Genomic DNA, 21,265 nt, shown 5'->3' with positions numbered 1-21,265 from the left:
CCCATGGTTGATTTCTCGCGCCTGGTGCTGCGCCCGGCGATGCGGGTTTTCTCCCGCGCCGTCGTGTTCAAGCCCGCCGCCGGTGGCGAGCACCAGGTTCGTGGGATCTTCGACCGAGCATTTATTGAAGTCCCCATGGAGGATGGGACGACGCAAGTTTCAGCGTCGCCCCGCCTCGGCATGCGCATCTCGGAATGGCCCGCGCTGCCGGCGCAAAAAGATCGCATCGTCATAGGCAACGAGGTCTTCATGATCGCGGCGGTGGAGCCCGATGGCCAGGGCGGCGCCACGCTCGTGTTGCGCAAGGTGAGCGCATGAGCGAGCTGCGCGCGCTGCGCGATCGCACGGCCGACCGGCTCATAGCCGCCGGCATCATTGCCAGCGTGATCCGCGCACCCTGGCTGCCGACCACGGCCGAGCAATTGCCGGCGCTGGCCATCACGGCGCGCCGCGCGCGGCTGGAGAGAGAGGGCCGGGCTAACGTCGGCGCTCCGAGCTATCTCGCCCGCGCCACCATCATGATCGTGATTCGCCGCGCGGCGGATGACGGCGAGGCGCTGGAAAACGCGCTGCTCGCCGATGAGACGGCCATTCTCGAATCCCTGCTGAACGACGCCGACTGGCTCGCCGGGGTCGAGGCCGTGGAGACGGTGGAGACCACCCTTCGGCAGGCGGCGGAAAACGAGCTGACCCTGTTCGACCTCTCGATTGAGATCACCGCCACGTGGCGGATGGATTACGGCGCGACCGGCACGGATCTCACGTCGATCCGCGGGCGCCTGACACAGGACGGACCGGACGTCTTCGGTGCCGACCACCTGGACCAGTAGGAGCCCCCCAATGTCCGAGAAGTATGTGAAGCCCGGCTCGCCCGGGGCCGTGGTCGTGCGCCCGGCTACCGGGCAGCAGTTGCCCGAGGAAGGCGACTGGTGGCCGCACGATCAGTTCCTGATGCGCCGGCTGCGGGACGGTGACGTGGTCGAGGCCACTCCTCCGGTCGCCGAGGCCAGCCCGCCCACCGACGAGCCCGCGCCTGCGCCGGCCAAGACCGCGAAGGAGTGACGGCCATGCCCGTATCTTTCAATCAGATCCCCAGCAACTGGCCGCTGCCGCTCTATTGGGCCGAGGTCGATGGCAGCCAGGCCGGCGGCATCATCATTTCCGACCGGGCGCTCATGTGGGGCGTCAAGCTCGCCGCGGGCACAGCGCCGGTTGACGTGCCGGTGGCTGTCGGCGTCGCAGCTCAGGGCGCCGCGCTGTTCGGTGCCGGATCGATGGCCGCGCGCATGTTAACGGTCTTCCGTCGCCGCAATCCCGCCGGCGAGGTCTGGGTGTTGCCGGTGGCCGAGCCGTCTGAGGGCGTCGCGGCGACCGGAACCATCGTTGTCGCTGCCGCCCCGACCGCTGCCGGCACGATCTTCCTCTATATTGCCGGACAGCGGGTCTCCATCGCGGTGACCTCCTCCGACACTACCGCAACGACAGCGACCAAGATCGCTGCCGCGATCACCGCCGCCACGGATCTCCCCGTCACCGCCGTCGCAGCAACCGCAACCGTCACCCTTATCTGCAAGTGGAAGGGCGAGAGCGGGAACGATATACGGCTCGTGACCAATTACCGCGGCAGCGCGGGCGGCGAGGCGCTTCCGGCCGGCCTCTCGCTCACCATTACCGCCATGGCCAGCGGCACCGGCGCGCCCGATCTCGACGCGGCGATTGCGAACCTGGGCGACCAGGAGTTCGACCACAGCGCCTTCCCGTTTACCGACGCTGCCTCGCTCGATGCTTTCCGGGATCTGATCGCGGCGCGCTGGGCGTTTGACCAGCAGATTTACGGCTGGGGCTTCTCGGCCAAGCGCGGCTCGTACGCCGCTCTGCTGACCTTCCTCGCCGGTCGCAACGATCCCGCGATCTGCGTGGACATGGTCGAGACCTCCGTGCCGACGCCGGTCTGGGAGATCGCCGCCCTGAATGCCGCGGCTGCTGCGCAGGCGATCAACGCCGATCCCGCCCGGCCGCTGCAAACGCTCCTGCTCACCGGCGCCCTGCCGGCGCCGCCGGAGGATCGTTTCACGAAGCCCGAGCGCGCGGCCCTGGCCCTGCAGGGTGGTTGGACGCACTCCACCACCAACGACAACCAGATCATGATCGAGGCGTCGGTCACCACCTACAAGACCAACTCCTACGGCATCGAGGACCGCGCCTATCGCCGGATCGAGACGCGCGCCACGCTCGCCCGCATCCTGCGGGAACAGCGCGCTATCATCACCAGCGAATACCCGCGCCACAAGCTGGCCAACGACGGCACGCGCTTCGGCCTGGGCCAAGCCATCGTCACGCCCAACGTCGTGCGGGCGCGGTTGGTCGCCCACTATCGCGAGATGGAAGACCGCGGCTTGGTTGAGAACGCGAAGGCGTTCAAGGACTATCTGGTGGTGGAGCGGGACAGCACCGATCCCGACCGCCTGAACGTGCTGTGGCCGCCGGATCTGGTGAACCAGCTCGTGGTCTTCGCCGTCCTGGCGCAGTTCCGCCTTCAGTATCCCGCCACCATCGATCTGAACTGATCGGGAGACACCCATGGGAAAACGAGTTGCCGGCGTCTCCTACCTCAAGGTGGGTTCGACGCAATATCCGGTGCAGGAGCTGGAATACGACGTGACGCCTTCCACCCGCGAAGGCGTCGTCGGCCTCGACGGGGTGCACGGGTTCAAGGAAACACCGAAGGTGCCCTACATCTCCGGCCAGATCACGACCACCCCCACGGTCTCCATCGAGACGCTGCACGCCACCACCGATGCCACGGTGATGGCGGAATGCCCCGACGGCCGTGTGATCGTGATCCGCAATGCCTGGTATGCCGCCGAGGCCACGGCCGCGCCGGCGGAAGGCCGCGTCGCATTCCGCTTCGAGGGCCTGTCTGGCGACGAACTGATGCCGGCGAACGCCTAGGGAGGATGTGATGGAAAACGCTAAGGTAATGCTCAGCCGACCCGTCACCGCCTATGGTGAGGAGGTGGTTGCATTCGAGCTTCGCGAGCCGGAAGGACATGAGGTCCGCATGATCGGCTCGCCTATCGTCTTTCGCGACGACGGCAGCTACGACTTCAACATGGACCGGATCGCGAAATACGTTGTCCTGCTTTCCACGCCGAAGCTGACACCGAGTGCGGTGGATAAGATCTCTGCTGGCGACTGGCTGCCCATGGCGGGTGCCCTCTCCCCTTTTTTCGTGCCATCGACGCCGAAGACGTAACCCCGCTGGCATTCGATCTCGCGCACGTATGGAAGGTTTCGCCAGATCATTATCTTGCGAAACCTATCTCCGAGATCCTGCGGGATGCGGCAGACACGGTGACGTTTTTTGAACGTCTGAAACGTGGACGGCCATCCGCCTGACTTCAACCTGGGAAGCGAACCATGGCCGGTCCCCTGGACATCAAAGGTATCGCGGAGCTAACGGACCGCGTCACGCCGGTCCTTCGTCAGATCGGCGCGAGCATGAGACGCATTGCCGGAGATCAGACGTTCACGCGTCTGTCCGCCCAGGCCTCCAGCGTCACGAAGGCATTCGGTGGGGTGGCATCTACGACGGGCAGGTTGGCGGCGAACATCGCCGCGCTGGGGGCGCTGGCAGGTGTAGCCGGTGTTGGTGTCGCTGCCTTCGCTGGATATACGGTCAAGGCATTCGCTGATGCCGGCGGCGGTCTTGCCGATGCGTCGGCCAAGATAGGGATGAGTGCCGAGCGGCTCCAGGAGCTTCGGTATGCGGCCATGCTCACCGGAGTCGAGGCAGATGCCCTCACTAATGGCCTTAGCAAGTTCAATAAGGTTCTAGCCGAAACTCAGGCGGGTAAGAATAAGAAAGCGGCAGAGTATTTCGAGGCGATGGGCATCAACATCAAGGGTGCGAAGCTCGAAGATGTTTTGCCAAAGATCTCCGAAGCCTTCATGAAAAACGGAAACGCGGCCCAGCGCACCGCAGCCGCAATGCTTCTGTTCGGCAAGGCCGGTGCCGATATGATCCCGATGTTGATCGGTGGACGGGATAATCTCGCCGCGATGGCGAAGGAAGCTCGGGACCTCGGCATCATCATCTCGGAATCGGATGTGGCAGCGGCCGACGACCTCGGTGACAACATGGACAAGCTTCGTAAGGCCATCGGCGGCCTCGGTGTTCAGATCGGAGCAAAGCTGGCACCAGTGATTGGTCCGGTCATCACCGACATGATCGAATGGATAAAAGCCAACCGGGAGTGGTTGACGACCACGATCGGCGACGGCGTGCGCGACCTCATCACCTGGGTGCGCGATCTCGATTGGTCCGCCGTCACCAACGGGCTAAAAGCCTTCACGGTACAGGCGCGGGAGTTCATGTCATCCATCGGTGGATGGAAGGCGGTGCTCGGTGGCATCGGCGCTGTCCTATTCGGTCCTCTCGCGCTCGCCATTGCGAATGTCGGAATTCAGATTGTTAAGCTGGGTGTGATCGCAGGCGGCTGGGCGACAGTTCTTGGGCTTGGGTTGCTGGCCGGCGCCATCTACAATTGGGACGAATTCGTTGCCGCGTTGGGCCGCGTCCGAACCGGCTTCCGAGAGTTGTTCGACGGCAACGTCATTCAAGGGTTGACGGACATCATCGGGGGTGCGCTCGACGGTGCGGCTGCTGCGCTCAAGGGCGCGGTGGCGTTGATCGGCGACATCATCGGCGTCGATCTTGTGAAGAAGATCGAGGGTGCGACGCAGTTCATCACCGATGCTCTCAACAAATATCTGCTCGGGCCATTTCAGTGGGTGGTCGATCAGATCAAGCAGCTTCTCGGGTCGATTTCGCTCCCTGCCATCTCGGCGCCCAATGCTCCGCGCGGATCGCCTCTCAACAACCAGAATACCGTCCCAGGCGGACAGCCCTCGACCTATGGCCCGGGCCGCAGCAACCCCGGCTATCAGCAGCAGGGCTCTTTGTTGGAGAAGGCCGCCCAGGCCGGCGTTATCCAATCGGGCGGCCAGCGCTCCGCCGCCACGCTCGATATCCGCTTCAGCAACGCCCCGTCGGGGACCAAGGCGCAGGCCGATTCCTCGGGGCCTTTGTTCAGCGGCGTCAACATGAAGATGGGCTATGCCATGGAAGGCACCGGCTGATGGCCTATCGTCCCGCATCGTTCCGCGGTGTGCGCTTCCACGTCCTCGACGCGTCAGGGGAAAAGGGCAAGCGCCTCGAGGTGAACGAGTTCCACGGCCGCGACGTCCCGTACACCGAAAGCCATGGCCGCAAGGCGCGGCGCTGGAGCTTCCGCGCCTTCCTGCTCGGCCCGGATGCCGGCGCGCGCGCGGTGGCGCTGGCGATCGCGTGTGAGGCAAACGGCGCGGGGCAGCTCACCCTTCCCTCGGAAGGCCAGGTGCTGGTCGAATGTGAGACGGTGCGCCACAGCGAGAGCGTGGACGGCGGCCGCATGGCTGTGCTCGACCTGCAGTTTGTCGAGAAGGGCACCACACCCGGCCTGATCGTCAACGTCCTGGCGGGTGCTGCCGGATTCGCGGCCGCGACTGCCGCCGTCCCGGTGATCAGCGGCATCTATACCGCCACGCTCGGCGCGCTGGACCAGCTCGGCCAGTCCATCGTCAATGACACCGTGCTGGCGGTGACCGGAAATCTCGGTCAACTCCACTTCGTCGCCAGCGACAGCGCCGCACACGCCCGTTGCGCGCTCGGCATCCTGGACCTGCAGCAATCCATCAGTCCGGCCACCGACGCCGCCGGGGCTCTGCCGATCATCATCGCCGCTCTGCGCGCCGCTGGCGCCGGCGCCGAGGTGTTCGCCGCACCGGCATCCGCGCTCCCCGCCACCATCGAACCGGATGCCATTTGCGTGCAGGACCTGGTGCGCCGGCTCTTCCTGATCGAGGAGGCGCGCGCGCTGATGGACCAGGACTTAACCTCGCGCGATCAGGCGGACGCGCTGCGCACCGCCATCACCGGCCGGTTTGATGCCGAGATCGATACTGCCGCGGTGGCGCGCCAATCGGACCTGCTGGCCACCCTGCGGAAGCTGCACGCCAATGTCGTGCGGGATCTGCTGGAGCGCGGCCGGCCGCTGCCGCGTCTCGCATCGGTGACGCTGTCCCGGTCCTTGCCGGCGCTGGTCATCGCGCATCGCCTGTGGCGCGACGCCAGCCGGGCGGGCGAGGTGGTGGCGGAAACCGGCGCCCTGCATCCCGGCTTCATGCCGCGCGAAATCCGTGCGCTCACGGCATGATACTGATTGACGACCTGCGCGCTTGGATCGCCATCGGCGACCGGGAATATGGGGGCTGGAAGACGGTCGAGGTGACGCGCGCGTTCGACGCTGCTGCCTCGACCTTCTCGCTCGCCGTGATCGACACTTGGGCCGAGGGCGGGCAACAAGTCCGGTGGCCCATCAATCTGTTCGACCCCTGCACAGTGTCGCTCGGCGGGGTGCTGGCGATCACCGGCTATGTGGACCGCGTTGAGCCGGCCTATAACGCCACGCAGCGCGGCATCCATGTCGCCGGCCGGTCCAAGACCGGGGATCTGGTGGACTGCAGCGCGGTGGTTCCGGGTGGCCAGTTCAAGGGCTACAAGCTCGACGCCATAGGCAACCAGTTGTGCAAGCCGTTCGGCATCCAGGTGCTCGCCAAGGCGGACCTGGGCGAGACCTTCAGCGACGTAACGGTGGAGCCCGGCTCAACCGTCTTTCGGACCCTGGACGATCTCGCCCGCTCGCGCGGCGTGGTCCTGCACGACGACCCGTCGGGGCGGCTGGTGATCGATGAGGCGCAGGAAAGCGGGCCGGTCGCAAAGCTGATCGAGGGCGAAAACATCTTCGAGGGGCGCGCAGCGCTGACCGCCGAGGAGCGGCATTCCAAAATCATCGGCAAGAGCCAGATGGCGGGCACCGATGAAATCTGGGGGTCCGACGCGTCGGAGATAGGGGACGAGGTGGACGATGAGAGCGTGCCGCGCCATCGGCCGCTGATCGTCACCCCGGAAAAGCCCCTGACCATGAAGGATCTGCGCAACCGCTTGGAGTTCGAGCGTGCGGTGCGCGCAGGCAAGGGGCTGGTGGCCGACATCACCGTGCTCGGCTGGCATGTCTCCGAGGGCAAGCTGTGGACGCCGGGCGACGCCGTGCAGGTGTCGAGCCCGTCGCTCTATTTGGATCGGACCCTCTATATCAAGCAGGTCACCCACAGCCAGGGCCAGGGCCCGACCTCGACCAAGCTGCAGCTCGTCCCCTTCGGCGCCCTCAGCAAGAAGGGCAGCGGGAAGTCGGGCGGAAAGAAAGCCGGCGGCGATTTCGACGGCAAGATTTGGGACGGCCCGAAGGTCGAGAATTGAGGACATCATGAGGCAGGCGCAGGCAGACGCGGGCCGCAGGGCCACGCAGACGATGGCGCGCGGCGTGCTGCACAAGACCGACAGCGCCAAAAAAATGCAGCGCGTGGACGTGTCGATTTTGAAGGACGAGCGCAAAGACAGCGTGGAGCATTGGGAGCCCTACGGGCTGACCGCGGTGCCCATGGACGGCGCCGAAGCGTTGGTGGCCTTTCCCTCAGGCGAGCGCTCACATGCCGTGGTCGTGGCGATCGGTGATCGCCGGTACCGGGTGACGGGCCTGCAGTCGGGCGAGGTGGCCCTTTACGACCATCAGGGCCAGCGGGTGCTTCTGGGCGCGGCCGGGATCACCATCGACAGCGCCAAGACGGTCACCGTGAAGAGCGCGGAAAAGGTGATCGTTGAGGCCGACCGCATCTTTCTCGGCGGCGAGGCCGGCGCGGTGGCGGTGATGACCGCGGCGGGCCCATCCACCCGCGTCTTCGCGAAGGTGTGACATGGTGGACATTCGCACCAATTGGAACCCCGACGAGCTGCAGTCCACATGGCTGCTCAAGGGCAGCGTGCTGGACACCGGCGAGGACCTGAAGACCGCTTTCATCCTCTCCCTCATGACGGACCGCACGGCAGAAGAGGATGACGTCCTGCCGGACCCCACCGACGATGACCGGCGCGGCTGGTGGGCGGACTGGCAGGCCAGCGAGATCTGGGGTGCGACGCCCATCGGGTCGCGCCTCTGGCTGCTGCGCCGTGAGAAATGGACCGAGGACGTTCGCGCCCGCGCCGAGGACTATGTGCGCGAGGCGCTGCAATGGTTCCTGGATCTGAAGATCGGCACCCGCCTCGATGTCACAGCCACCCGCACCGAGATGGAGCACATCGAGGTGACAGTGGATGCCTATCGCGGCTCGACCCGCCTGCTTGACCTGCGCTGGCAAACCCTCTGGAGCTGACCGCATGGCCTTGGACCTGATCACCCTGCCGGCCATCCGCCGGCAGGTGCGGGACGACATTGCCGCCCATCTGCCCGGCGCCGACGCCTCGGTGCCCAACTCCAACATGCGGGTGCTGGCAGACTCCAACAGCGGCCTCGCCGACGGCGCCTATCGCTACCTTGAGGCGCTCGCCCAAGAGCTGATGGTTGACACGTCGGTGTTCTGGCTCGACCGGCATGGGCGGATCTGGATCGGCCCGAAGCAGGCCGCCACCTTCGCCACCGGAAACATTCTCGCGCGTGGCACCGCTGGCGCGCCGATCCTCGCCGGCACCGAGCTGCTCGCCGGCAATGTGATCGTCGAAACGCTGCAGGATGCCTGGGCATCACCCGGCGGCGTCGTCATTCCGGCCAGGGCGACCGAGGCCGGCATCGGCGGAAACATTCAGGCGGGCGCAAGCGCGTCCTTCCGCTCGGCCCTGCCCGGCGTCGAGGCCGCTGCCACCATCCCGGCCGACTGGACCGGTGGTGCGGAGACTGAGAGCGCCGAGAGCTATCGCGACCGCATCCTGCAGCGCATCCGCAAGCCCCCGCAGGGCGGCGCCGCGCACGACTATGTGGCCTGGGCGCGTGAGGTGGCGGGTGTGACGCGCGCATGGGGCACCTCGGAAATTGTCGGGGCAGCGACCGTGCGATTTCTGATGGAGGGTGTTCTTCTTGACGGCACGCCGCTGCGCCCGAACGGCATCCCGACCATGGAAGATTGCGCACTGGTGCATGCGCATATCGATCCGCTGCGGCCGGTGACCGTGAAGCGCCTGTTCGTGCTGCCGCCGATCCCCAACCCAGTGTCGTTCGCGATCTCCAATCTAGACCGGGACACACCGACGGTGCGCGCCGCGATCGAGGCCAGCGTGCGCAAGATGCTGGTGCGCCGGGCAGCGCCCGGGGTGGCTATTTCCAAGTCCTGGATTGCTGAGGCCGTCTCCGCTGCGCTGGGCGAGAACAGCCACGACCTCACCGCCTCCAATGTGCCGATGACCGCCGGGCAGATCGGTGTGCCTGGGACCATCTCCTATGTCTGACGCGCCGATCCGCCGTTCGGGGGAGGATTACGGCTATGCCCTTCTCTCCCTCCTGCCGGTCGGCGAGGCGTGGCCGCGCGACCCGCGCATGCCCATGGCGCGGTTCTGTGCCGGCCTCGGCGAGATCTGGGGCCGAGTGGATGCCGCCGCCTGGAACCTGGTGGACGTCGAAGCCCAGCCGCTCAGCACCTTCCTGTTGCTGCCGGAATGGGAGCGCATGGCGGGCCTGCCGAACCCATGCGTCACCGAGCCGAGCACCATCGGCGAGCGACGTGCCGCGCTGGTGGAGCGCCTCACGGCCGAGGGAGGACAGTCGCGGGCCTATTTCATCAACGTCGCGGCCCGCCTCGGTTACGACATCACCATCACCGAGCAGGCGCCCTTCATGTGCGGGCTGTCGCAATGTGGTGGCGGGGACCAGATCGGGTCCGAGGAGATCGCCTTCTATTGGTGGGTGCGGGTCTTTTCTCAGCGAGTGATCTGGTTCGAGATGGGACTCGGTCAGTGCGGCCGAGATCCCTTCGCTCGCATCTCCCGCGCCGAAGATCTGGAATGCGTCCTCAACCAATACAAGCCCGCGCACACCAGGATCATCTTTTCCTATTACCTGCCGCCGCCCGGCCTCTCGCTTGACGACTGGCCCGTGATCACGGTCAGCACCCGGCCGAACGCCGGCATCGATGTGGAAATCATCCCATGACGATCACCCTCGCGGGCCAATCCGATCCGATCGGCACGGGCCGCATTGTTGCCCCGGCCGAGCTCGCCGAAGGAACCTATCGTGTGCGCGCGCTCCAGCGGGTTGGCGAGGCTGTGAGCGAGTGGTCGCCCGAGCTGACGGTGACAGTGCTCGCGCCCATTCGCCGGTTCGAACCGGCCTTCTGGACCATCGACCTGCCGCTGTCGGCCTCGGCCTCGCTCATCACCACCGGCTCCACCGGCCTGCGCCTCGCCTGCACGCTGCGCACCGCGGCGGATGTGGTGGGCATGCGCTGGGAGAGCGAAGACCGCTGGAGCGCCCGCGGTCTCGGCTATTTCACGTCACCGAATTATACCGCCTGCATCCTCGATTTCGATTTCGCGCTGACCGGCCTGCCGCCCATCACGGACAATGGCGGGCTGGTGATGACGGTGACCGACGCCGACGGCACGGATTATTTCGTGCGGCTCGCCAATTACATGACCAGTGGTGACGGCATGACCGGGCACATCCGGTTGGACTTCTCCGGAGTGCCGGTGCTGGGCGGCTTCAATGTCCTCGATGAGGATCAGCGGCGCGTCATCCCCTGGAGCCGCATCGCCCGCCTGTCCATCGGCGTGGCGGCGCCGGGCTATACCGGCGTGGCCGACCCCATCGAGCCGCTCGACGTGGTGGTGGAGCTTTCCAACATCGCGGTGAGCGGGGTCAACACCCACGTCCAGCGCCGCCATTGGGCCGTCGCGCCCCATGCACTGCGCATGACCGACGGCTATGACGACGCCTATAACCTGACGCCAGAACGGGTGGTTGATGGCATCTGGCGGCTCGGGTATCGCGACTGGTACGTAATCTATGTCGGCGCCTCGCATCTCCATTCCCTGATCTGGGACGACGCGGCCGGCCGGCTGCTGCTTGACGACAGCGCGCCGGTGAGCGGCCCGGCCCGGGCGTGGTTCGCCGATCTGTTCGCGCGGCTGGTGGCGCGCGGTTTCAACGTCATCATCTCGCAGTCCTATGAGATCCTCTCCGACGTCTGTCCCGATGCATGGCAGCAGCGGGACCATGCCGGCGCCGGCGCGCGCACCGGTTGGTCGCCGCCCTCGACCCTGATCGCCCCGACACACACCGACGCGCTGGGCTATCTTGAGGCGGTGGCGCTGTGGCTCTGCGGCGCGCTGGCCTCGGCCGGCGGGCAGGTGCGCTATCAGGTGGGTGAGCCGTGGTGGTGGGATGGCTCCTTCACCGCCGGCGGCCCTTGCATCTATGATGCCACCACCACCGCGCTCTATACGTCCGAAACGGGTCAGCCCGTGCCGACGCCCTACATCCAGAGCGCCAGCGAGCCGGTGGGCGTGCACGGACCCTATCTCGACTGGCTGTCGGCCAAGCTCGGCGCGAGCACGCTGCACCTGCGCGACGCCATCAAGGCAGCGTATGATGGCGCCCAATGCCTGGTGCTGGTCTTCACGCCGCAGATTCTGACCCCGAGCAGCCCGCTGCTGGCGCGGCTCAATTTCCCGGTGGCGTCGTGGGTCTATCCCGCCTGGGACGTGCTGCAGCTCGAGGATTACGACTGGATCACGGCCAACGAATGGGACCTGCACGGGCTGACGCTTACGGCGGGCACGCAGGCCCTCGGCTATCCCGTCGGCGCCATCCACTATTTCGCCGGATTCAACTTGCTGCCGGAGACCGCGGGCGAGATCTGGCTCCGCATCACCCAGGCCGCATCCGAGGCATTCGGCTGGGGCATCGCCGAGGTGTGGGTATGGGCGCGCCCGCAGGTGTGGCGCGACGGGTGGGTCTATCCGCCCGGCCATCTGGTGCCCGCGCTGGGGCAGAGCCCAGAGGCCGGGCCCGATCCCGTCAACTGGATCTTCCCGAGCGACCTTGCCGCGACGACGACGACATGGGGCGACGTCGTGCTGTCCTGGGCGCACAACGGCAATGACCCGTTCGCAAGGGTCTACACCGTCGATATTCTCGACACGGATGGCGAGGCGGTGGCGCGTCAGATCGTGGTGACGGCGCCAACCGTCACAGGCGCGCGCGTCTCCTGCGATTATCCGGTGGAGCTGTCGGTTCCGGATTTTGGCTTCCCACCGACCTTTCTCGCCTGGCGCCTTCACGTGGCGAGCAGCACCGTGCCGACTGGCATCGGCGGCGCGCTGGCGGTCAGCAATGCCGCGGTGCGCGTGGTCATCGTGATCGCCGGCCAGTCCAATGCCCTCGGCCATTTGACGACCCTCTCGGGGGCGGACGGACGCAAGGACCTCGTGTCCGCCGCCGCGCTCCGACGCGACCTCGCCACCCGCCTCGGCCTGCGGGACGCGGAAGTCATGGTGGTGCAGGCGGCCTGGGGATCTTCAGCGGCCGACAAGCATGCCGACGACGACCCGGTGTCCGGGGTCAATTACTGGTGGGACCTGGACGAGGACGAGCCCGGCCCGCGCATGGTCGAATTCCTCTCCATCGTCCAGGAGCTCGGCGTTGATCCCAGCATCGTGCATGTGGTCTGGGCGCAGGGCGAAAACGACGTGAGCGCGTTTGATCCGCTGGCCACGCCGCGCTTCTCCTCGCCCACGCGCTACCGCTCCGCCACCGAGGCGATTTTCGCTCACATGCGCGCCCAGATCGGCGCGGATCTGCCCATCTGGATTCAGACGCTCGGCCGCGCCTATTGGGGTGATCTGCCCGACCCGCCGGAGCCGACCGGCGCCTACTACAAGACGGCGCGCGACATCCAGGTGTCCATCGCCGCCGCCGACCTCAACACCAAGATCGGCACATGGACGCCCGGTGCGGAGAACATCGCCGGCTATGTCCCCGAGGTCGGCAATCCCGGCTTCATCCATTACACGTCCGCTGTCTATCATGCGGCCGCGCTGGAACTGTCCGAGGCCATCGCGACCGGGCTCGACCGGATCGACGCGCCGCCGGCCTGGACGCTGCTCGATGCGCCGGCAGGCCTGCAGGCGGTGCGCTCGGAAACGAGCAACGACATTATCGTGACCTGGGATGCCCTGCCGGGCGCCACCTGGCGGCTACGCAACGTCAGCGTCACCACCGGGGAAATCCTGCGGACGGTCGATGTCACCGCGCCGGCCTGGGTATTCTCCGAAGCCGAACAAGTCGCGGTCTACGACCAGATCGCCGGCTTTGTGAATATCAACGTCTTCCGCATCGACGGATTGGTGCAGGGACCGGCGGCGGTGCTGGTGACCGAGATCGGCGGCGGCGGTGGCAGCGAGCCCGCGCCCACTGGCCTCACCGCCCATCACGACGGGCCCGATCTTGTCGTGACTTGGGACAACATCGAGGGCGCGAGCTGGAACGTCCTCAACCGCAACGTCATGGACAATTCCGAGCTGAGCACGACCACGGTGAGCGAACCGAATTGGACGTTCACGGCGGCGGCGCAGACGGCGATCTATGGCTTCCCGACCAGCAATCTTTACGTCGAGGTGACGCGCGTGGGCGGCGGCATGTCCGCCTACATCGGCACCGTGCCCTAAGAGGTCCACATGAAATATCTGCCTCCAGTCAACGGCAACGGCGCCGATCCGAACCGCGGGTGGCCGAACGCCGACCCGGCGAACGGACTCGAAGGAGCGATTCCGGACGGGGCCGCGATCGAACATCCGCTGCGCGAGCTGCATGCCCTCATCGCCACCAGCGGGTTCACCCCGTCGGCGGGGGATCTTCAGCAGGTTGCCAAGGCGGTGCGCTCGCAGCACCTGAATTACTTCCTCGCAGCCGGCGGAGCGAACGCCTATGCGATCACGATGAGCCCGCCGCCGGCATCGCTCGCGGAGATCGTAGGCACGCCGCTCAAGATCATGTTCCCGTGGGCGAACACTGGTCCTTCGACGCTGACCATCAACGGGTCCACGGTCCCGCTTACGCGCGTCGGGGCAGCGGCGCTGGTGGCTGGAGATATCCCGGCGTGGGGACTGATGGAGGCGACTTACGACGGCGCGCGAGCACAGCTCGCGGCGGTGGCGCCAGCAATCATTGTCCCGCCTGCGGTGGCGGGGCGATTCCTCAGCATGCAGTTTTTGACCGTGTCTGGGACGTATATTCCGAATCCGAGCGCTGCCACCATACTCGCAATCGGCATCGGTGGCGGCGGTGGCGGGGGTGGTGGTAACGGCCAAAGCGACGGAGGAGGCGGGGGTGGTGGTGGCGGTGAGACGTTCATTTCGGTGATCTCCCCGCCGCCGGCGGGCGTCCCGATAACCATTGGTGCGGGCGGTTCCGCCGGCCAAAATGCGACCAGCGCGGTCGGAGGGACCGGTGGCGCGACCGCGCTTGGGTCTTACGCCTGGGCCGCCGGAGGGCTCGGTGGGACCGCAGGTCAGGCTCCAACTCTAAGTTTGGGCGCTGGCGGCGGCGGCGGGATCGGCGGGATCGGTCAGATCACTATTCCCGGCTCCGCTGGCTCTCCGTCCTCCGGCCAGGATGGAGGCGCTGGCGGCGCGGGTTTGTTCGGCGGCGGCGGCGGCCGTGGCGAGCGTGATAATGCGGCACCCACGTCCGCGACCGGCGGCAATGGCTTTTACGGCGGCGGTGGCGGCGGCGGTGACCTGGGCGTCGGCGGGAGCGGCGGCAATGGGGCCATCCTGATCCTCGAATATTCGTGAGATGCACATGACCCAATCCATCGCCGCCATGGTCAATAACGGCCTCGTCGCAAACCTCATCGTCATCGACCCGGCTCATCCTCCGGATATCCCCAGCTTGGTCGTGGTGCCCGCCGATGTGCTTCCTGCCATCGGCTGGGCCTGGTCCGCCGTCGACGGCTTCGCGCCTCCGGCGATCCCGCTCGCTGCGCTGAAAGCCGCCAAGGCGGCGGAACTCTCCGGAGCCTGCGCCGCTGCCATCGTCGGGGGCTTCGTGTGCTCAGCGCTCGGGGCTCCGCACACCTATCCCTCATCGACGACGGATCAGATCAACCTCATGGGCTCTGTCACCGCGTCGTTGCTACCTGCCGCCGCCCCAGACTGGTCAACGCCATTCTGGTGCGCAGACGAGGACGGTGCTTGGATCTTCCGGGCGCACAGCGCCACGCAAATCCAGGCCGTCGGCGCAGACGGCAAAGCCCACGTCGTCGCCTGCCAGACAAGGCTTAGCGACCTGACGCGGGATGTGGCGGCCGCAACCACGCCGGCGACCGTTGCGACGATCTCTTGGGGCCCCTGACCTGGAGCGACAAAGTGAGCAACCCCAGCGGAATGATTGCGGCGCCTGTCTATGTGATCGGCAGCGCGCCGGAGGCACGAAATAGCCGCGAGTTCACCGACCGCTCGGGCAGCGTCGCCGTGGGCGGAATACCTCAAGTGCTAGCTCCGCCAAACGCCAACCGGTCCAAGCTCTGGATTTCCAATCCCAACGTCTCTGGCAGCCTGTGGTTTGCGCCCTTCGCGAATGCGCTGGCGAACGGCGAAGGATCAGTCGAACTCCCGCCTGGGTGCGCCGTGTCTTTCAACGATGACGCACCGCCTGGGCCGATCTCGATCGTCGGCGCCGCCGCCGACATGAAATTCACGGCATGGGAGGGCTGAATGGCGAATTTCTTTCAGTTCCGTCCCGACGGCTCGGTTCGCTCTCACATCCAAAATGCGAAGATCAACCCAGCCTCGCATCTGCGCGTGTTCGCGGGGATCGACAGCTTGTCAGCGGGTGGGGGGGAACCCGAATTCTCTACCTTTCGAACCGCGTTTGCAGCCGGTCTGAAGGCTCGCTTCGGAGACGGCGGGCCAGGCCTCCTGTGGTTCGACGCTCTGACCGCCGGCTATTACTCCGGCGCTTCCAGCGGCACGGCCGGCGCCTTCCTTCTGGGCAATCCCCCCTGGACCAGTGGCGCCCGATCCCACAGCCTGTGCGGCCTAGGCACGGCCTTCACCGGCGTATCGGGCGGCTATGCGGGTCTTGATCCCGGCGCTCCCTGGGATCGCGTCCGTATCTATTTCGAGCTGGGCACCGGCGGTTCCTTCGGTGCCGTGGCGGACGGCGCGGGTGCCATTGGTGAGACCGTGGACACGACGCGCTTTCCCACCGGCACCTTGTGCAGCGTCGATCTCTACCGGGCCGCCACCCACGAGACCGCCATGGCGATCTATTCAGGCGCCGGCACGTTCACCCTGTTCGGCGCAGAATTCCTGCTGGATGGCGGCGGCGCCACGGTTTCCAACGCCGGCATCTCCGCCACTTCTCTGGCCCAACACGCGAGCCTCGACGATAGCTGGGGCCGCGCCTGGGCGCAGTTGCTCAAGGCTGACGTCTACATTCTCAACGCCGGGATGAACGACCGCCTCACCGACGACGGCGCGAAGTATGGCTATGGCATCAACAAGCTGGTCGGTCGGTGGCAGGCCGGGGGCACTGACGTGCTGCTGGTGCGCCCCAACGACAGCTCGGACGTCGCGACGACCTTCCTGGCCGGCTACGACAAGGCGCTCCAGATGACCGCCATGGCCCGGCACTGCGGCTATGTGGATGATCGCGACGCCCTCGGGGCCTATGCCGAGGCGGTGGCCGCCGGCTACATGGAAGACCTCGTGCACCCGTCGAGCCAAGGCAACCGCAAGCGCGCAGAATCCTACCTCGCCGCGATTGTCTAACAGCACCCCCTATCAGCCGCACGGAGGCACACATGAGCAATCCAAACAGCCGGGGCATGATCGGCACGCCCGTCTTCGTGATCGGGGTAGACGAAGAATCCGAGAGCACCGTGAAGCTGCCGCCGGATCAAGATCCCGACTTCGACACCGCGCGCGGTGTGCGCGTAGCGGTGACCGCCAACGCCCAGATCATCGCCCCGCCGACGGGCTGCAAGTGGGTGCGGATCGACACGGACGCGACCATTTTCGTCAACACCGCCGGCGGCGCCGCGGCGGCCAATGGTGCATCCATCCGCATCACCGCGGGCGCCGAGATCGTACCAGTGAAAGCCGGCGTGGCGGTTTACGCGATGGCGGCGACGGGCTCGGCCAATGTTGGGGCTATGCCGCTCAAGGCGCGGGGCTGATCATGATCATCGGTCCACGAGGTCTCGCCGATGGCAGCCCGCAGTTCCGCCGGATGAGTAATGTGAACATCCTGACCCATCCGCTCGGCCTGGACGCCTGGGCCGCTGCCGCCCTCGGCCGGATGCAGGCGCCGCCGGGTGATTTCGTGCAGCGCCTGGACGCTGGCGCGCGCATCTACCGGGCTGACGGGGTGCTAGACCAGCTGGACGCGCTGTGGGTCACTGGCTCCTATAGCCAATACTCTGCCCGGCTCAATCTCGTGCCGTGGACCGGCACGGTGACCAACCTCCTGCCCAACGGGGAGATGGTCGGCGCCGCCGCCGGCGCTCCCGGTACCATGCCGACCGGGTGGGCCTCGGTGTTCATGGTCGGCGGGATCACGCGCCAAGTCGTTGGCGTGGGCACGGTCAACGGCATGCGTTATATCGACGTTCGGTTCTCAGGCACGCCGGCTTCGGCCAGCGGCATAGGCATTCCGCTATCGTCCACCAACGCCTGCCCCGGCGTCGTTGGCAGCCGCATGACGGTCTCGCTCTATCTGGCGTTGATTGGAGGTTCGCTGGACGGCACGACCCTCACCCGGGTTAATTATACCGAATATAACGCTTCGAACGCGGCAGTTGCGACAGACTATAATGTCATTCCGGCGCTATCCATCGCGCTCACCTCGACGCTGACGCGCGTTTCCGGCACGCGCGTCCTGACGGGCGCAACGGCGGCCTTTGTGGTGCCGGCGCTGGAAATTGGGCACGGCACCGGCGCCATCGACCTCACCCTGCGGATCGGCCTGCCTCAACTGGTGCGCATGGACGTGCCGGGCAATTACATCCCCACCAGCGGGGCGGCGGCGTCTCAGGTGCAGACGCTCGCACGGTTCGACCTCGCGGAAATGAACAACCCGACATGGGCGGCGTGGGCGCCCGGCGCGCCTGGCGGATTTGTGGGCGGCGGGACGACCTATCTGGATACGGTCGCCGATCCGAGTTTCGATTTCACCAGAGCGTCGCTCAACAGCGCGACCTATGGCGCCTGGGTCTCCAGCGAGACCATTACCCCCAACTCTGTTCTCGGTGCGACGGTGTCCAGCATCCCCGTCGTGCCGCGCTCCGACGTCAACACGACCTACTGCCGGGTGCACAGCAACGTCTCGTTGACAGTGCCTGGCGCCACGACATCCCTCGGACTGACGGTAGGCAATCGCAGCGCCGCCAACGCCCTGCAACTCTACCGAAACGGTGCGTCCATCGGGGCGAGCGCCGCAGCCTCGTCGGCTATGACAACGGAGCTGTGGGTGGGGCGCAATGTTGGCACCTACTATCCGGGGCAGGTCTCGGCGGCATTTGCAGGCGCGTCCATGACGGCGGCGCAGCATCTGGCACTCTATCGCGGGTTGGCCGCGATGCTCGGAGCGGCGTCATGACCGGACAATATCTAATCCTCGACGCCGCCACCGCCGCCATCGTGCGCGGGCCGACATCGCCCGGCTATGGGCTCGACCCGGTGCCATTGCTGGACGGATCGGGCTGGATCCTGCCGGAGGTCTGCGGGACGGCACCCGAGCACGCGATGCATCGCGAGGTGCTCGCCACCATGCCCGTGCGGCCGGTGGCGGATGCCGAGTGGCAGCCGCCAGGCGATTGACGGTGAGAGGTCACCTTTCAGACGCCTCGGTGATCCCGCGTAACCCGGCGGAAATCACCAGAAGCACAACCGCAGCGATCACACATTTGAAGAGCGCGTCGAAGCCGACCATCACTGCAGTCTCCAGGCTCGCGCCATTGATGACGGCAAACACTGTGCATCCGGCGGCAAGGATGAAGGCGATCGACAGCAAGGCCGCGCCCAGTAGGAACGTCAGAGTCGCGGCGCGCGCGAGCACCTCTGAAATGAACCGCATGCGCCCCCCGGCCTTCCTCTGCATACATTATCGCATGCGGCGCTGGCGCAGCGATACCCCGACGATGGAGTGAGCGGGCTGAGCGGCACGGGGGATGCCGCCCAGCCCAAGCGTGTCCGAAGCGGGGGAAATCGGAAGCGCGAACGTAGCGTAACACCATCCAAGAGTTGCATCCATGCCGCCAGCTGAGGCGGCTTTTTTGTGTCCACATCACCGGAGAAGACCAATGGCCGATCCTGTCTGGCTTGCGAACGCGCGCGCCCTTTTGGGCACGAAGGAAACCCCCGGCAGCGGCAACACAGCCGCGATCATGGGATGGGCGAAACGCCTCGGTGGCTGGATCGCCGGGTATTTCACCGGCGATGCCATCCCCTGGTGTGGTCTGTTCGTCGCCCACGTCATGACCCTGAGCGGCTTCAGGGACATCCCCAAGAACCCGCTCGGCGCCCTGCAATGGTCGGATTTCGGCTCCGCGCTGCGCAACGGTGCGCCAGGCGCGATTCTCACCTTCCGCCGGCCGGGCGGTGGCCACGTCGGATTTTATGTCGGAGAGGATGCCGACTGCTTCCACGTGCTCGGCGGCAACCAGAGCGACGCGGTGACCGTCACCCGGGTGGAAAAAAGCCGCCTGGACGCGATCCGCTGGCCCAACGGCGGCGGCACGCCCGGCGCGCGCGTCATGCTGACCCGCACCGGCGCGCCGTCGCGCAACGAGGCGTGACCCGCCGGCGGGCGCCGGCGCCCGTCTTCTCGGGCTCCCATTGGGAGATCCGCCGGCGCATCATCATCGGCACGCTGTTGTTCTGCGCCGGGGAGGTCATCTACCTCACCGGCTGGGGCCAGGACACGGATCTGGCAGGCACGATCGCCAGCGGCGTGCTGCTGCTCGCCGGCTCCACCATCGGCGCCTATGTGTTCGGCGCCGCCTGGGATGACCGCAACACCATGGTGTTCGGCCGCGTGCTGGGGCGCCGCCGTGGCGCGCCGAGCGATTCTTCCGACAATCCGCCCGAGGACGGCCCTCCCACATGACCTTGATCGCGTGGATTCTCGCGCTGCTGCCTGCCTGGGCTGTGTCGTTCGGCGCCGGCACGCTCGGCCTTCTGGCCGCCGGCGCCATTGTCTATGGCTTCGTGCCATTGGTGCCCCATGGGCGCTTGGTGCAATGCGCCGGCGCGGCCGGGCTTCTGGTGGCCGGCTGGCTCGCGGGCGTCGGCTCCGCCCAGGCTGTGAGCGAGGAGGCCGCCTTGCGCGACAGCCTGCGCCGCGCCGAGCAACAGATCACCTTCCTGCACGCCCAGGCCGCTGCGCTCGCCGCCGATTCCGAACGCGCCGCCGCCGCCATCACCGCCCGCCGCACCCTCGAGGACAAGATCCATGCCCTGGAAGCCCGCACGCCTGACGGTGATTGTCTTGACGCCGCTACTGCTGATGGCGTGCGGAGCCTCTGGCCCGCGGCCGGAGCTTCGGCTCGCTGAAGTCCCGGCCGATATTCGCCGGTGCTTCGATGACCTGGTGGCGCGGCCTCCTGGAAAGGGGGCCATATCGTCGCGGGAGGTGGTGAGCCTGATCGGCCGGCTGCGCCTCTCCGAGGAATCGAAGTCCGATTGCGGCAAGCGGCTGCTCGCGCTTTATGATGCGCAGGCAGAGGCGATTGCAGCGGCGCTCGCGCAGGCGACGCCCTGATGGCGGCGCGCCCTTCCGCCCCCGCCTCCATGGCGCAGCAGCTCGGCCAGATCGCCGCAACCCAGGAAGGGCAGCGCGATCGCCTGGAGGCGATCGAGCGTCTCGCGGCTGAAGAGCGTAGCGAGGCCGGAAAAGACCGCCGGCTCGTGATGGAGAAACTTGACCGGCTCTCGAACCAGTTTGCCCGGCTGGAGGCGATTCCCGGCCGGGTGGAGGATCTGGAACGGAAGGCCGTTGCCTTTGGACTGTTCAAGGACAAGGTAGGGGCGGTGGTAATGCTCGCGGGGGTGGCCGTTTCGACCATCGTCGGGGGCTTCTGGTGGCTCGTCAGCACCTTTTCCCATGAGATCGGCGCCTTCCTGCGGCGCATGTTCCCATGACACAATGATGGCTCATTGGACGATCTGTGGCTAAAGGCCGGCCCGATGGCCTCGACCCGATAGCGGGTCGTCCTGGTTCATACGCCCCGCCCACCCGTGCTTTTCATTGCCGCCGATCCAACTCGGCGACAATCCAGACCACGGCAAAGATGCAGAGCGCAGCGATCGTGAACCCGGCACCTATGATCAAATAAT

The 21,265-nt window shown here is 66.5% G+C and carries 27 protein-coding genes; 26 read left to right on the top strand and 1 reads right to left on the bottom strand.

Translation table 11 applies throughout. The features are described 5' to 3' along the window. Positions 1 to 3: 3 nt before the first annotated feature. From V5G24_RS04145 to V5G24_RS04045, 21 genes are all read left to right on the top strand, one after another. The gene (locus V5G24_RS04145) at positions 4 to 318 is read left to right on the top strand and encodes a head-tail joining protein (protein WP_394079837.1); all 315 of its coding nucleotides are present in this window, start codon (positions 4 to 6) and stop codon (positions 316 to 318) included. Then, a complete protein-coding gene (locus V5G24_RS04140; protein WP_394079835.1) occupies positions 315 to 830 on the top strand; it encodes a hypothetical protein in 516 nt (171 codons plus the stop codon). Before V5G24_RS04145 ends, V5G24_RS04140 begins: the two co-directional genes overlap by 4 nt. Positions 831 to 840: 10 nt before the next feature. Further along, positions 841 to 1,062: a DUF2635 domain-containing protein gene (locus tag V5G24_RS04135; protein WP_394079833.1), complete on the top strand. Its 222-nt coding sequence runs from the start codon at positions 841 to 843 to the stop codon at positions 1,060 to 1,062. A gap of 5 nt (positions 1,063 to 1,067) precedes the next feature. Continuing rightward, a complete protein-coding gene (locus tag V5G24_RS04130) occupies positions 1,068 to 2,567 on the top strand; it encodes a phage tail sheath C-terminal domain-containing protein (RefSeq protein WP_394079831.1) in 1,500 nt (499 codons plus the stop codon). 13 nt (positions 2,568 to 2,580) lie between these two features. Then, a complete protein-coding gene (locus tag V5G24_RS04125; RefSeq protein ID WP_394079829.1) occupies positions 2,581 to 2,952 on the top strand; it encodes a phage tail tube protein in 372 nt (123 codons plus the stop codon). Between the two features lie 10 nt (positions 2,953 to 2,962). Next, positions 2,963 to 3,256: a phage tail assembly protein gene (locus tag V5G24_RS04120; protein WP_394079827.1), complete on the top strand. Its 294-nt coding sequence runs from the start codon at positions 2,963 to 2,965 to the stop codon at positions 3,254 to 3,256. A 164-nt stretch (positions 3,257 to 3,420) separates the two neighbouring features. After that, positions 3,421 to 5,142, top strand: a complete 1,722-nt coding sequence (locus V5G24_RS04115; protein WP_394079825.1) for a phage tail tape measure protein — start codon at positions 3,421 to 3,423, stop codon at positions 5,140 to 5,142. Further along, on the top strand, positions 5,142 to 6,257 hold the full coding sequence (locus tag V5G24_RS04110) for a DNA circularization N-terminal domain-containing protein (RefSeq protein WP_394079823.1): 1,116 nt from the start codon (positions 5,142 to 5,144) through the stop codon (positions 6,255 to 6,257). Before V5G24_RS04115 ends, V5G24_RS04110 begins: the two co-directional genes overlap by 1 nt. Next, a complete protein-coding gene (locus tag V5G24_RS04105) occupies positions 6,254 to 7,360 on the top strand; it encodes a phage baseplate assembly protein (protein WP_394079821.1) in 1,107 nt (368 codons plus the stop codon). The genes V5G24_RS04110 and V5G24_RS04105 overlap by 4 nt, the downstream gene beginning before the upstream one ends. A gap of 7 nt (positions 7,361 to 7,367) precedes the next feature. Beyond that, positions 7,368 to 7,853, top strand: coding sequence for a phage baseplate assembly protein V (locus tag V5G24_RS04100; RefSeq protein WP_394079819.1), 486 nt, complete (start codon positions 7,368 to 7,370; stop codon positions 7,851 to 7,853). Between the two features lies 1 nt (position 7,854). After that, on the top strand, positions 7,855 to 8,310 hold the full coding sequence (locus V5G24_RS04095) for a phage GP46 family protein (protein ID WP_394079817.1): 456 nt from the start codon (positions 7,855 to 7,857) through the stop codon (positions 8,308 to 8,310). Between the two features lie 4 nt (positions 8,311 to 8,314). Then, positions 8,315 to 9,376, top strand: coding sequence for a baseplate J/gp47 family protein (locus V5G24_RS04090; protein ID WP_394079816.1), 1,062 nt, complete (start codon positions 8,315 to 8,317; stop codon positions 9,374 to 9,376). Then, positions 9,369 to 10,076 carry a YmfQ family protein gene (locus V5G24_RS04085; RefSeq protein WP_394079814.1) on the top strand — a complete coding sequence of 236 codons (708 nt, stop codon included), beginning with the start codon at positions 9,369 to 9,371 and terminating at the stop codon, positions 10,074 to 10,076. Before V5G24_RS04090 ends, V5G24_RS04085 begins: the two co-directional genes overlap by 8 nt. Continuing rightward, positions 10,073 to 13,591 (top strand): non-contractile tail sheath protein, encoded by a 3,519-nt coding sequence (locus V5G24_RS04080; protein WP_394079812.1) that lies wholly within the window; start codon positions 10,073 to 10,075, stop codon positions 13,589 to 13,591. The genes V5G24_RS04085 and V5G24_RS04080 overlap by 4 nt, the downstream gene beginning before the upstream one ends. A gap of 9 nt (positions 13,592 to 13,600) precedes the next feature. Further along, positions 13,601 to 14,719: a glycine-rich domain-containing protein gene (locus V5G24_RS04075; protein ID WP_394079810.1), complete on the top strand. Its 1,119-nt coding sequence runs from the start codon at positions 13,601 to 13,603 to the stop codon at positions 14,717 to 14,719. 7 nt (positions 14,720 to 14,726) lie between these two features. Further along, positions 14,727 to 15,278 carry a DUF4376 domain-containing protein gene (locus V5G24_RS04070; protein ID WP_394079808.1) on the top strand — a complete coding sequence of 184 codons (552 nt, stop codon included), beginning with the start codon at positions 14,727 to 14,729 and terminating at the stop codon, positions 15,276 to 15,278. A 14-nt stretch (positions 15,279 to 15,292) separates the two neighbouring features. Further along, complete coding sequence (locus tag V5G24_RS04065; protein ID WP_394079806.1) at positions 15,293 to 15,640, top strand: hypothetical protein; 348 nt, start codon at positions 15,293 to 15,295, stop codon at positions 15,638 to 15,640. After that, positions 15,641 to 16,699 carry an SGNH/GDSL hydrolase family protein gene (locus V5G24_RS04060; protein WP_394079804.1) on the top strand — a complete coding sequence of 353 codons (1,059 nt, stop codon included), beginning with the start codon at positions 15,641 to 15,643 and terminating at the stop codon, positions 16,697 to 16,699. It abuts the gene before it with no gap. Between the two features lie 32 nt (positions 16,700 to 16,731). Further along, on the top strand, positions 16,732 to 17,106 hold the full coding sequence (locus V5G24_RS04055) for a hypothetical protein (protein WP_394079802.1): 375 nt from the start codon (positions 16,732 to 16,734) through the stop codon (positions 17,104 to 17,106). 2 nt (positions 17,107 to 17,108) lie between these two features. Continuing rightward, positions 17,109 to 18,527: a hypothetical protein gene (locus V5G24_RS04050; protein ID WP_394079800.1), complete on the top strand. Its 1,419-nt coding sequence runs from the start codon at positions 17,109 to 17,111 to the stop codon at positions 18,525 to 18,527. Continuing rightward, entirely contained in the window at positions 18,524 to 18,748 is a 225-nt protein-coding gene (locus V5G24_RS04045) for a hypothetical protein (protein ID WP_394079798.1), read from the top strand. The genes V5G24_RS04050 and V5G24_RS04045 overlap by 4 nt, the downstream gene beginning before the upstream one ends. 10 nt (positions 18,749 to 18,758) lie before the next feature. Here the strand turns inward: V5G24_RS04045 and V5G24_RS04040 are convergent, their stop codons facing one another. Next, positions 18,759 to 19,028 (bottom strand): hypothetical protein, encoded by a 270-nt coding sequence (locus V5G24_RS04040; RefSeq protein ID WP_394079796.1) that lies wholly within the window; start codon positions 19,026 to 19,028, stop codon positions 18,759 to 18,761. Positions 19,029 to 19,230: 202 nt separating this feature from the next. On the opposite strand from V5G24_RS04040, the gene V5G24_RS04035 reads away from it, so the two are divergent. From V5G24_RS04035 to V5G24_RS04015, 5 genes are all read left to right on the top strand, one after another. After that, positions 19,231 to 19,725: a TIGR02594 family protein gene (locus V5G24_RS04035; RefSeq protein ID WP_394079794.1), complete on the top strand. Its 495-nt coding sequence runs from the start codon at positions 19,231 to 19,233 to the stop codon at positions 19,723 to 19,725. Continuing rightward, positions 19,722 to 20,036 (top strand): hypothetical protein, encoded by a 315-nt coding sequence (locus V5G24_RS04030; RefSeq protein WP_394079792.1) that lies wholly within the window; start codon positions 19,722 to 19,724, stop codon positions 20,034 to 20,036. Before V5G24_RS04035 ends, V5G24_RS04030 begins: the two co-directional genes overlap by 4 nt. Continuing rightward, positions 20,033 to 20,482, top strand: a complete 450-nt coding sequence (locus V5G24_RS04025) for a hypothetical protein (RefSeq protein WP_394079790.1) — start codon at positions 20,033 to 20,035, stop codon at positions 20,480 to 20,482. Before V5G24_RS04030 ends, V5G24_RS04025 begins: the two co-directional genes overlap by 4 nt. 82 nt (positions 20,483 to 20,564) lie before the next feature. Further along, a complete protein-coding gene (locus V5G24_RS04020; protein ID WP_394079788.1) occupies positions 20,565 to 20,690 on the top strand; it encodes a hypothetical protein in 126 nt (41 codons plus the stop codon). Continuing rightward, entirely contained in the window at positions 20,690 to 21,070 is a 381-nt protein-coding gene (locus V5G24_RS04015) for a hypothetical protein (protein WP_394079786.1), read from the top strand. The genes V5G24_RS04020 and V5G24_RS04015 overlap by 1 nt, the downstream gene beginning before the upstream one ends. Positions 21,071 to 21,265 lie beyond the last annotated feature (195 nt).

The organism is Roseixanthobacter finlandensis (genome assembly GCF_043195105.2).
In the GTDB taxonomy this organism is placed as follows: Bacteria; Pseudomonadota; Alphaproteobacteria; order Rhizobiales; family Xanthobacteraceae; genus NCEH01.
This window is presented reverse-complemented; position numbering and strand designations above follow the sequence as displayed.